At 59.3% G+C, this 10,960-nt stretch carries 10 protein-coding genes; all 10 read left to right on the forward strand.

From position 1 onward, the window contains the following. Positions 1–91 precede the first annotated feature (91 nt). The 10 genes from ACWPM1_RS01760 (at position 92) to ACWPM1_RS01805 (ending at position 10,935) form a co-directional block, all read left to right on the forward strand. The gene (locus tag ACWPM1_RS01760) at positions 92–1,111 is read left to right on the forward strand and encodes a tetratricopeptide repeat protein (RefSeq protein WP_455693123.1); all 1,020 of its coding nucleotides are present in this window, start codon (positions 92–94) and stop codon (positions 1,109–1,111) included. Positions 1,112–1,182: 71 nt separating this feature from the next. Continuing rightward, positions 1,183–2,607, forward strand: coding sequence for a DegT/DnrJ/EryC1/StrS family aminotransferase (locus ACWPM1_RS01765; RefSeq protein WP_455693124.1), 1,425 nt, complete (start codon positions 1,183–1,185; stop codon positions 2,605–2,607). A gap of 6 nt (positions 2,608–2,613) precedes the next feature. Then, a complete protein-coding gene (gene asnB / locus ACWPM1_RS01770) occupies positions 2,614–4,446 on the forward strand; it encodes an asparagine synthase (glutamine-hydrolyzing) (protein WP_455693125.1) in 1,833 nt (610 codons plus the stop codon). Next, a complete protein-coding gene (locus ACWPM1_RS01775; RefSeq protein ID WP_455693126.1) occupies positions 4,446–5,768 on the forward strand; it encodes an N-acetyl sugar amidotransferase in 1,323 nt (440 codons plus the stop codon). The genes asnB and ACWPM1_RS01775 overlap by 1 nt, the downstream gene beginning before the upstream one ends. Before the next feature lie 5 nt (positions 5,769–5,773). Continuing rightward, positions 5,774–6,541 (forward strand): imidazole glycerol phosphate synthase subunit HisF, encoded by a 768-nt coding sequence (hisF, locus tag ACWPM1_RS01780; RefSeq protein WP_455693127.1) that lies wholly within the window; start codon positions 5,774–5,776, stop codon positions 6,539–6,541. Further along, positions 6,538–7,371, forward strand: a complete 834-nt coding sequence (locus ACWPM1_RS01785) for an aldolase/citrate lyase family protein (protein ID WP_455693128.1) — start codon at positions 6,538–6,540, stop codon at positions 7,369–7,371. The genes hisF and ACWPM1_RS01785 overlap by 4 nt, the downstream gene beginning before the upstream one ends. Before the next feature lie 92 nt (positions 7,372–7,463). Further along, the gene (locus tag ACWPM1_RS01790; RefSeq protein WP_455693129.1) at positions 7,464–8,438 is read left to right on the forward strand and encodes an N-acetylneuraminate synthase family protein; all 975 of its coding nucleotides are present in this window, start codon (positions 7,464–7,466) and stop codon (positions 8,436–8,438) included. Further along, a complete protein-coding gene (locus ACWPM1_RS01795; RefSeq protein WP_455693130.1) occupies positions 8,428–9,045 on the forward strand; it encodes an acetyltransferase in 618 nt (205 codons plus the stop codon). Before ACWPM1_RS01790 ends, ACWPM1_RS01795 begins: the two co-directional genes overlap by 11 nt. A gap of 18 nt (positions 9,046–9,063) precedes the next feature. Further along, a complete protein-coding gene (gene hisH / locus ACWPM1_RS01800) occupies positions 9,064–9,711 on the forward strand; it encodes an imidazole glycerol phosphate synthase subunit HisH (protein WP_455693131.1) in 648 nt (215 codons plus the stop codon). Positions 9,712–9,714: 3 nt separating this feature from the next. Further along, a complete protein-coding gene (locus ACWPM1_RS01805) occupies positions 9,715–10,935 on the forward strand; it encodes a hypothetical protein (RefSeq protein ID WP_455693132.1) in 1,221 nt (406 codons plus the stop codon). The last annotated feature ends 25 nt before the right edge of the window (positions 10,936–10,960 follow it).

The raw sequence follows: 10,960 nt of genomic DNA on the forward strand, positions 1-10,960 counted from the left end.
CGGTAGGCAGATACCGGAGGCCGTTCTGGGCGTCTGGCCGCCTTCGGGCGATTCATTCGCGCGTGCAGGCACACAGGAGATAGCGCGCAGGATGGGCGGCTCCAATACGGGCATACCCACGAACCTGCCTGCTCGCGTGCGCGACCTTTCGCTGAAGGGTATGAAGCTTGAGCCGGCGAGCGGAGCTGCCATTCGCAATCTCGGCTTTTACTATTCCTCTCACGGTAACTCAAAGCGTGCGAAGGCGTTGATGGACGCTGCGTACCGCACGTCGCGCCGCGATCCGGGCGTGAATCTGTGGCAGACGGAATATTATAGCCGCCGCGGCAACACCGACGCGGCGTTACGCTTCTACGATATGACGATCCGCACCAACTCGGCCGCATCGGCTCAGTTGATGACCATGATGGCCAGGGTTCTCGATCAGCCGCAGGCACCGCGCGCGTTTGTCGCGCTATTATCGAAGTCGCCGCCTTGGCTAGACGATTTTTGGACCGAGATTCTCAGCGGCGAGGGCGATCTGGAGAATGCCTTTTTCTTGCGACGCGAGTTGCACGAGCGCGGCATCGAAATGGAACCGAGCCATGACGCACTTTTGATCGAAAAGCTCGCGAACACTGGCCGGCTAGCGGAGGCGTTCGATCTTTATGCCTATCTAGGCAAGCCGACCGCAACTGAACTTGTGGCAGACTCGGACTTTGATCAGAAGGTCACCTACCCGCCGATCGGTTGGAAGGTCGTTGCCGAAAGCAATTTCGGATCTTCCATCGACACCAAGAATGGGACTCTAAACATCACCGCAATCCCCGGAGCCGAAGGGGTTGCCGCTCAACAGCTTATTGCGGTGCGTGGAAGGCGGTCGCTCGTCTTGTCGATGCGTTACGAAGGGGCGGGCAAGATGCCGCTGACTCTCGATGTCACCTGCGCCGATAGCGGATCCTCTGGTGCTGCGGCCGGCGCAGTACCGGTTACGTCCGGGTCCAAAGTCCCTGTGCAACTTGGCCAGGACTGCCAATTTGCATGGCTTTCAATCGTCCTTCCCAAGGATAACGATCAGGCTGGTCGGTCGATCGTAGTCCACTCAGTTTCAGTCAAGCCACACGGAAGCTGATCGGACTCGCAATGGCTTCGAGTAATATTGCCTTTCAGGTTGTACGAGGCGGCACGTCTTTACGCGATGCCATGCGCGGGATCGAAACCTCGGCAATTAAGATGCTGGTCGTTACCGAGCCAAGTGGAACGCTGCTGAGGACCGTCACCGATGGCGACATTCGTAGGGGCTTGCTCGGCGGGCTCGACCTCAATGCGCCAATCGACGCATTGCCAGGGTGCGCGCCGACATCATGCCCGCAGAACTCCTCGCCCGATGAAATCGCTTCTATACTCGACAAAGGTGGCATCTCCGCTGTCGTGATAGTCAATGGCGACAATGTCCCGGTTGGCCTAGTTGACCGTACATCACTGAATGGGATGACATTGATGTCGCCCCCCCACATCGGCTCGCAGGAAATCGAGTTCGTTAGGGCCGCCTTCGAAGATAACTGGATCGCTCCGGCAGGTCCAAACCTAGTGCAGTTCGAGCGGCAATTAGCGGCAGTATCGCTCCGCCGCCATGCATTGGCGCTGTCCTCGGGCACCGCAGCCTTGCACCTTGCGCTCAGATGCCTGCGCGTGGCCTCTGGCGATAGGGTCTATGTGTCTGACCTCACGTTTGCCGCCTCCTTGCAGCCTATTTTGTACGAAAACGCCGTGCCGGTCCTGATAGATAGCGAACCAGTAAGCTGGAATATGTCCCCGGAGGCGCTAGAGCGTAAGCTGGCAATGGACGCCGCGACCGGCACGCTGCCCAGGGCCATCGTTCTGGTCCACATTTACGGCCAGTCGGCGGATGTTGCGCGCATTATACCGATAGCTGAGCGTTACGATGTCCCGATCGTAGAAGACGCGGCCGAAAGCTTAGGTGCAAGCTTTGCTAATCGGCCAAGTGGGTCGCACGGGTTGCTTGCTGCATTCTCGTTCAACGGAAACAAGATCATCACGACGTCAGGGGGGGGCGCTCTGGTCGGGGACGATCAGGAACTGATGGACTTTGCTCGGTTCTTGTCCACGCAAGGTCGCGACCCGGTCGAGCACTACCAGCACAGTAGCGTCGCCTATAACTACCGCATGTCCAATATCCTGGCGGGGATCGGCCTGGGGCAACTCGGCCTTCTCGAGTCGCGAGTGGCGGCGCGCAGGAAGGTGTTCCAGCGGTATCGGGACGGACTCGGCGATCTCGCCGGGGTCTCCTTTCAGGAAGAAATCGACGGCAGCAGCGGGAACCGCTGGTTGACGGTCGTGACGTTGGACCCGGACCGGATTGCGCTGCATCCTTTTACCATGATGCGCCAACTCCGTCAGTCTGGGATCGAAACTCGGCCCGGTTGGAAGCCGATGCACTTACAGCCGCTTTGTGCGGGCCTCGAGTTCGAGCCTCATGACGTGACGGCGCCTGTCTCCTCGCGCCTGTTTTTTCAATCTTTATGCTTGCCGTCCGGGAGCTCACTAAAAACCGAAGAGCAGGACAGAATCATTGGCCGTATCCGTAGCATGATCGAAGCGGACTGAAACGCAATGTGCGGAATTTTCGGCGCCTTCAATTTCGACCGCCGGCCGGTGGCGGACCGACTCGTGCGGGCAATGTCGCGCACAGTTGCCCATCGGGGGCCCGATGCAGACGGCTTCTTTTCCAACGAACGAGCGCTACTTGGCAATCGGCGGCTGGCGATCCTCGATCTCTCGAATGCGAGCAATCAGCCGTTGCTCTCCGAGGACGGCAGTGTCGTGGTCGTGCAGAACGGGGAAATATATAACTTTGTCGAGTTGCGGGAGGAGCTGATCGCCTGTGGGGCCAGGTTCTCGACCCACGGCGATACGGAAGTGATCCTAAGGGCCTTTGAGATTTGGGGGGATGACTTCGTATCCCGACTTAACGGGATGTTCGCGATTGCCATCTTCGATCGAAATCGCGACCGGCTGCTGATCTATCGGGATCGGCTTGGAGTAAAGCCGCTGTTTCTCGCGGGATCGCCGGCCGAAGGACGCATCTGGTTTGCATCCGAGATAAAGTCGATCTTGAGCAACGGTGGGACCTACGCTGCCGACGCGGAGAGCCTCGCTCAGTACTTTGCGCTGAATTACATTCCTTCTCCGCGGACGGCTTTCAGTGGCATTTCCCACCTGCCACCTGGTCACATGGCGGTAATGTCGAGCAACGGGCTGTCGATCACTCGATATTGGAATCTGGCGGACGTCGCATGCGAGCCAGACATCTCGGATGCCGAAGCCAGTTCTGAGTTGCTGCGCCTTCTCGATGACGCAACGCGGATACGGATGCGGTCGGATGCCGCATTTGGAGCCTTTTTGTCCGGAGGCCTCGACAGCAGCTCGGTGACTGGGTTCATGAGCATGTACCAAGCGGAAGCGATACGGACATTCTCGATCGGATTCGCCGACCCTCGCTTCGACGAAACCGCTGCCGCTCGAATGGCATCGCGCCGCTTTGGCACTCTGCACGCCACTAAGGTGATGGAACCTGACGCCGTGGCATTGTGGCCGCAGATGATATGGCACTGCGACCAGCCGCATGGCGACGTCTCATTCATGCCAATGCTGCAGGTTTCCGATCTAGCCGCCAGGGACGTCAAAATGGTTCTCACGGGAGACGGCGGTGACGAACTCTTCGCCGGCTATGAGAAGTATTTCGATCTACTGCCCGGAGGCCGGGCCGACGTTACGCGATCTGGATGGGAGGCGCAGTTCGTCCGCTCAAGCGGATTGCTCACTGGCAGTCAGCCCAGCGACTTGCTCGAAGGGCAGGTCCGCCAAGCATTCTTCGATGGTACCCCCTATTCACCGCTTGAGGATGCGATTCACGCCACACCGCATCAGGATCCCATAAACCGGGTGCTCTATGCGGAAACGACGACCTTGTTGCCCGGCAACAATCTGGTGAAACCAGACCGCATGGCGATGGCCAAGTCGCTCGAGGTGCGCTCGCCGTTCCTTGATTACCGCATGGCTGAGTTTGCCTTTCGCGTGCCAGGCCAAATGAAGCTGCGTGCGAATGAGACCAAGTCGATTTTCAAGAGAGCGATAGCGCCTTTGCTGGGCCACGAGCTCACCTACCGCAAGAAACAGATGTTTACCGTTCCGATCGGGGAATGGCTCCGGCAGGCGCTCACGGGGTATTGCCGCGACATGTTGCTCGACGGACGCCTTGCGGATCGCGGCATCGTGTCTATGGCCGCGATCGAACGACTACTTGCCGAACATGTCGAAGGAACCGGCAATCATACCCGCCAGCTACGGGCGCTGATAGCGCTCGAGATATGGTTCCGGCTTTTTATCGATAATGACGACACCCTGCGCCAGCAGGCAGGTGTGCCGATGGAGACAACGGTCTGATGTCAGTGAAAAAGAGTGCAATCGCGGAACGCGTCGACGTAGCTAAATATGCCCATGGAGCAAACAATCCGGAACGGAAGTACGGTTTGCCCCGCGATGTTGCCTTCTGCCGCAAATGCGCAGTTTCCAATCAGCGGCCCAATTCCGCGGTTGAATTCAAGCACACAGCACAGTCGGAAAAAGAAACGATTGCGTTTGATGCCGGCGGAGTGTGCGACGCTTGTCGTACGGCCGAGCGCAAGGCGTCAATCGACTGGGAGAAGCGAGAGCGTGAGCTCGTAGCCCTTTGCGACAGGTTTCGAAGCCGCAACGGCAGCTATGACTGTCTGGTGCCCGGTTCGGGTGGCAAGGACAGTTTCTACCAGTCCTGGATGCTCAAGTACAAATATGGGATGAACCCGCTGACGGTGACTTGGGCGCCGAATATATACACCCCGTGGGGACGTCATAATTTTGATGCGTGGATCCATTCCGGCATGGATAACTATCTGATGACGTCGTCAGGGCGGAGCAAGCGGCTGCTCACGAGGCTTGCGGTCGAGAATATCTTCCACCCTTTCCAACCGTTCATTATCGGCCAGAAGTGTTTCGCCCCCAAGATGGCGATCATGTTCCAAATTCCCCTCATATTCTACGGAGAAAATGAGGCCGAATACGGCAACCCGATGGCCGACAACGAGGACGCGAAGAGATCGTACGACTTCTTCGCCTCGCACGGGGACGATGAGATGTTTCTCGGCGGCGAGAGCGTCGCAAGCCTGAAGCAGGACTTCGGTATGACAACCGCTGACCTGACCCCGTTTCTCCCTTCGGACGTCGAACCGTTGAAGACTCTCGGGGCTGAAGTCCACTATCTTGGTTATTATTTGAAGTGGCATCCCCAAAGTGCCTACTATTTCGCCGTCGATAACGGCGGCTTCATGGCATCGCCCGAACGAACTGCCGGAACTTACTCGAAGTACAATTCGATCGACGACAAGATCGATGACTTTCACTATTACACAACATACATCAAGTTCGGTATCGGACGCGCGACGTATGACGCTTCACAAGAGGTGAGGTCCGGTGATCTGGAGCGCGAGGAGGCGGTTGCGTTGATAGAGCGCTACGATGGAGAGTTTCCCGAGCGGTGGGCCGATGAGATTTTCCAGTATTTGTCCATCGACGAAGCTTGTTTTCCACGCGCCCACAAGATGTTCGAGCACCCCGCGATGACACGCGAGTATTTCGACGCATTGACGACCAGGTTTCGTTCCCCGCACCTCTGGCAGCTCGAAGACGGCCAATGGTCTTTGCGCCACACCGTGACCTCATTGGACTGAGAGCAATGCGAAACCTTCGCCTTATCGCTCGCCTTGACGTGAAGATGAACTGGCTGATCAAAGGCGTGCAACTCGAGGGTTGGCGCAAGGTCGGCGACCCGGCCGAGTTTGCCGCCCGCTACGCGCGCGAAGGCGCTGACGAGTTGCTGTTCATGGATGTTGTGGCGAGCCTTTACCAGCGCAACAACCTCCACGACATCGTCGAGCGCGTGGCGGAGAACGTGTTCATTCCAATGACGGTCGGCGGTGGAATCCGGTCAGCAGATGATGTGAAGGCCCTTCTCGACCGGGGGGCGGACAAAGTAGCGCTGAATACCGCCGCAACGCAGCGGCCGGAACTAATCTCCGAAATCTCGGATAGGTACGGATCCCAGGCGACAGTTCTGTCGATCGAAGCAATCCCGAGTGGCCCCGGTTCGTGGCAGGCAATGACGGACAACGGCCGTAACCACACCGGGCGCGATGTAGTGGCGTGGGCGCGCGAGGCGCAAGAACGCGGCGCTGGCGAGATCATCCTTACTTCGATCGACCGGGATGGAACGGGGAAGGGATACGATCTTGAACTCGTTCGAGCCGTCACCGAGGCAGTCTCGATACCGGTTGTGGCGTCCGGTGGTCTCGCCAAGCCGGCCGATCTCATAGAACTGGCGCGTGGAACGAAAGTATCGGCGGCGGCCAGCGCGCAGGCGTTGCACTGGAATAAGGTAAGCCTCGGCGAACTTCGCGCCGCTCAGCTAGACGTCGGGTGCTACGTGAGACCGCTCGCGGCATGAGCGCCGAACTCCAGTTTCTGATGATCGTGGACGACTCGGCGATAGCCAAGTTTGCGAGTGATTGCGGCGTGAACACGCTGTTCGTTGACCTGGAGCACCGCGGTAAGGCGGAGCGGCAACCCAAAGCGGAAAGTTGGAAGAGTTCGCAGACGCCCGAGGATATCTCCCGGATCCGAGAAGTGGCTCCCGAGGCGGAACTCCTGGTGCGCCTCAATCCGATGTACGAAGGCTCCGCTTCCGAAGTAGAGGACGCTCTCCAGCGCGGTGCCGATTGTATCATGCTGCCGATGTTCTCGAGCGCAGACGAGGTCGCCCGATTTCAGGATCTCGTTGGGAGCCGGGCGAAGGTCGTTGCGCTCTTCGAAACTGCCCAGTCGCTAAACGAGATCACCGTTATTCTTCGTCGCGGCGCCCCCGATCGCGCCCATTTCGGACTGAATGACCTTCATCTCGACTTCGGCATGCGCTTCATGTTCGAGCCGCTTGCCGAGGGGCTGCTGGACGACGCGTGTGCCCAACTGCGCGACGCGAATGTGCCGTTCGGAATTGGTGGGGTCGCCCGCGTTGGCGAGGGAATTCTCGATCCGGCTGTCTTGCTCGGCGAGCATGTCCGGCTAGGTTCGACCTGGGCCATTCTATCGCGCTCGTTTCACCGCCAATCGACTACCCTCGAGGAGATGGTTGCTTCGACCGATGTCGCGCAGGAACTCGCCGCCCTGCGCGCCGCGTACCGGGTTTTCAGCGGCCAGGATGCTGATGAGTTGGAAGCGAATCGGATACATGTGCGGGACCGCGTTCGCGATGTCGCTAATCTGATTGCGCGAGCGTAATAAGCGTGACGGGACCAACACCAGCATTGTTTCAAATCGGCAATCGTACGATCTCGGCCGATCACCCCTGCTACATAATCGCAGAAATCGGTGTGAACCATAACGGTGATCTCGGCCTGGCCAAGGATTTGATCGATGCCGCTGTTGCCGCGGAAGCGGACGCGGTAAAGTTCCAGACTTTCCGCACGGATAATCTAGTCGTGCCTGGTGCCGAGAAAGCAACCTATCAGAAGCGAGAGACAGGGACCGGCTCGCAGGCCGATATGCTTCGGGCGCTTGAGTTGTCTTTCGAAGAGTTCGCTATTCTGCGCGATCACGCGCTGGGACGAGGGGTCGACTTTCTCTCCACCGCTTTCGATAGTGGCAGTTTGGAGGAGGTCCTTACGCTGGGGCCCAAGGCGCTCAAGTGGCCTTCCGGCGAAATTGAGAACGCCACCCTGCTGCGTCAAGCGGCTGTCAGCAAACTGCCGATCATACTGTCGACGGGAATGGCCACCCTAGAGGAAGTCGCGGCAGCCTTGCACGTTCTTGAGGAAGCGAAATCCGGTCCTGTCGCTATACTTCAATGCGTCAGCCAGTACCCTGCGCCGATGAGCGAGCAAAACTTGCGCGCGATACCGGAGATGGGACGGCGGTTCGGGCGAGTGACCGGATTCTCCGATCATACCGACGGTCCGTGGGCCGCGATCGCTGCCCGAGCATTAGGAATGGCGATCCTGGAGAAGCACCTGACCTTGGACCACCAAATGCCAGGGCCCGACCATCAAGCTTCGCTGGAGCCGACCCAATTCGCCGAGATGGTGTCCGCTTTGCGCCAAGTGGAGCAGGCGCTCGGCGATGGTGAAAAGCGGCCGATGCCTTCCGAAGTCGACACCCGGTCAGTGGCTCGCAAGAGCCTCGTCTTCACTCGAGACCTTCCTTCGGGGTCGATAATCGATGCGGCCGACGTTGCATCCATGCGCCCTGGCGGGGGTTTGTCACCGATGAATATCGACCGAATCATTGGCCGTCGCCTCGCATGCGATGTCCGCCGGTTTGCTCAGGTCGCCGTCAGCGATGTCGACTGAAGTTCGCCCTCTCTGCTGCTTCGGCGCCGGTGGGCATGGCCGGGTCGTGGCCAGCCAGTGGCGCGCGGCAACGAAGGGAACCGTGGTCTTTGCAGACGAAGGACTGCCGAAGGGCACCGTGTTGGGGAATGTCCCGGTATTATTTGGCCACTTGGAAGAGATTGTCGGTCATCCAGTGATCGTGACCGTCGGCGACAATGCGCGTCGCCGGGAACTGCAGAACGAGGCCGAAGCACGCGGCCTGGAGCTTGCGACGCTTGTAACGGATGAAGGTCGCTATTTCACGGAGCAGCCGGGGGCCGGCAGTGTCGTGCTTGCAGGCTCCGTGGTGAACAGCGGCGCCCACATCGGGCGTGGCGTGATCGTCAACAGCTCGGCAGTCGTCGAGCACGATTGCGAAGTCGGTGACTTCGCGCACATTTCGCCAGGGGCCTGCCTCGGCGGCGGTTGCACCATCGGCGAGAACGCATGGGTCGGTACCAATGCGACAATCATCCCCCAGCTTGTCATCGCTCCGGGAACTGTAATAGGGGCCGGCAGCACGGTGATCTCCTCGATCAGCGCGAGAGGTGTCTACGTCGGCTCCCCTGCGCGGCGCATCCGCTGAAGACTTGTCGGAGTTCAAATGTCCACCTCCTGTGTCGTTGTCGACTACGGTCTGGGTAACGTGTTTTCGGTCATGCAGGCGTTGCGGGATTTTCCCGTCGAGTGCCGGCTCTCGTCCGATGTTGAGGCGATCCGCCGCGCGGACCGTCTAATTCTTCCCGGCGTCGGCGCTTTCGGCCGCGCCGCTTTGCGTTTGCGGTCACTGGGGCTCGAAGAGCCGATTCTCGAATTTATCGGTACCGGCCGCCCGTTTCTCGGAATCTGCGTGGGCATGCAACTGCTCCATGACATCGGTAACGAATTTGGCGAGCATCAGGGGCTCGGTCTGATTCGCGGCCGCGTCGAACAGATCGACATGGTCGATGAAGAGGGGCAAAGGCTGCGGGTGCCGCTCATCGGCTGGCATCCCTTACTTCCTCCGGAAGGCGACTATGGTCGCTGGAATGGAACCCCGCTCGAAGGGCTGCCGCGTGATAGTGCATTCTACTTCGTCCATTCTTTTGCGGCCCGCCTCGCCGATCCATCAGCGACTTTAGCGGTGACCCGTCACGGCGGGCACGATCTGACTGCGGCCGTGTGCAAGGACAATGTGATTGGCACGCAGTTCCATCCGGAGCGAAGCGCCCACGCCGGCCGGGCGTTCCTGCAGTCGTTTCTCAGCCTCTGATCGGTGATCGGCATTGCCAGTCACGCAAGACCCTTTCTCGTCTCCTATGGCGGTGGTCATGCGCAGATTATCATCGCGATCGCCTCTGAACTCGACCGCAGAGGGCGAGCGTATTCTCTACTCGGATTGACGACGGCCCATCAGGCATTCGTCCGGGCCGGTCTGTGTCCCATGCCTATCGGCGATTTGATCGATCCGATGACACCCGATTGGGTCCGGACCCGCGCGCGAGAACTGGCTCCACGGTCCGACCATCCAGACATCACCGATCATCAGACTATCGACTATTTCACCATCGGATATGCCGATCTGTTGGGTCGTTTTGGCCGCGATGAGGCCGAATCCAGGATTACAGAGCATGGTCGGAAGGCGTTCGAGCCAGTCAGTGCGTTCCGCCATTTCTATGATCGCTCGCGGCCCTCGATAGTCGTTTCAACCACTAGCCCCAGGTTCGAAGCTGCCGCTTTGCGTGCAGCTCGCGGTGCGGGCATTCCTTCGCTCGCCATCGGCGACATGTACCTCATTGCGGAACAGGAATGGATCCTCTCGCCTGACTATGCGCGCGACCTCACGGTCATCAGCAACGGGGTCGCTGAGATGCTCCAATCCAACGGGGATTGTTCCTCGCGGATACATGTCCTGGGCAATCCGGCGTTCGACACCTTGGCGCCTTCTCCGGACGATCCTGCGACACGACTGATGGTACGTGAGCGCCTCTGCATAGGCGATCGCAAATGCATACTATGGCCGCTCGGCGGGGCGCCGGACGAAGTAGCCGGTCGCCAACTGCTCGAGCCGGCGGAAGTGGCCGCGTTCCTCGATGTGGTCTGCGATCGAACTGATGGGCTGACTTACGTCTTGCGCCCTCATCCGAACTGGCCCGTCCACGACCTCGTCACACGCCACGGTCAAGTCGATGCCGACTCGAACCTTGATCACGCCTTGCTTGCGGCCGATCTGGTCTGTGTGGAAGCTTCGACAGTCGGGTTGCAGGCGGTCCTGCGCGGTATCCCGACGATTTGCTACAATTTTGCCGACTATGTGCTCTACCCCGACTTCGGGTGGGCAGCGCGTGCGGATACACTCGACGAGATGGCCAGGCAGATCACCACAGGAGAATATTTTACCCCTCCTGCCGACCTCAGCTCGCACGTCGGTGGAGCTTCGGGGCGGGTAGTCGACCTGATCGAACGCCTTGAGCGCGAAGAGCCTTCCGCCCACTAATCGCTTGCTACCCACCGCAATCATT

It is taken from the genome of Tsuneonella sp. HG249 (genome assembly GCF_053819205.1).

Bases quoted from the DNA above. Each gene is read 5' to 3' on its own strand.
- ACWPM1_RS01760 (WP_455693123.1), top strand. From the start codon at position 92: ATGGGCGGCTCCAATACGGGCATACCCACGAACCTGCCTGCTCGCGTG.
- ACWPM1_RS01765 (WP_455693124.1), top strand. From the start codon at position 1,183: ATGCGCGGGATCGAAACCTCGGCAATTAAGATGCTGGTCGTTACCGAG.
- asnB (WP_455693125.1), top strand. From the start codon at position 2,614: ATGTGCGGAATTTTCGGCGCCTTCAATTTCGACCGCCGGCCGGTGGCG.
- ACWPM1_RS01775 (WP_455693126.1), top strand. From the start codon at position 4,446: ATGTCAGTGAAAAAGAGTGCAATCGCGGAACGCGTCGACGTAGCTAAA.
- hisF (WP_455693127.1), top strand. From the start codon at position 5,774: ATGCGAAACCTTCGCCTTATCGCTCGCCTTGACGTGAAGATGAACTGG.
- ACWPM1_RS01785 (WP_455693128.1), top strand. From the start codon at position 6,538: ATGAGCGCCGAACTCCAGTTTCTGATGATCGTGGACGACTCGGCGATA.
- ACWPM1_RS01795 (WP_455693130.1), top strand. From the start codon at position 8,428: ATGTCGACTGAAGTTCGCCCTCTCTGCTGCTTCGGCGCCGGTGGGCAT.
- hisH (WP_455693131.1), top strand. From the start codon at position 9,064: ATGTCCACCTCCTGTGTCGTTGTCGACTACGGTCTGGGTAACGTGTTT.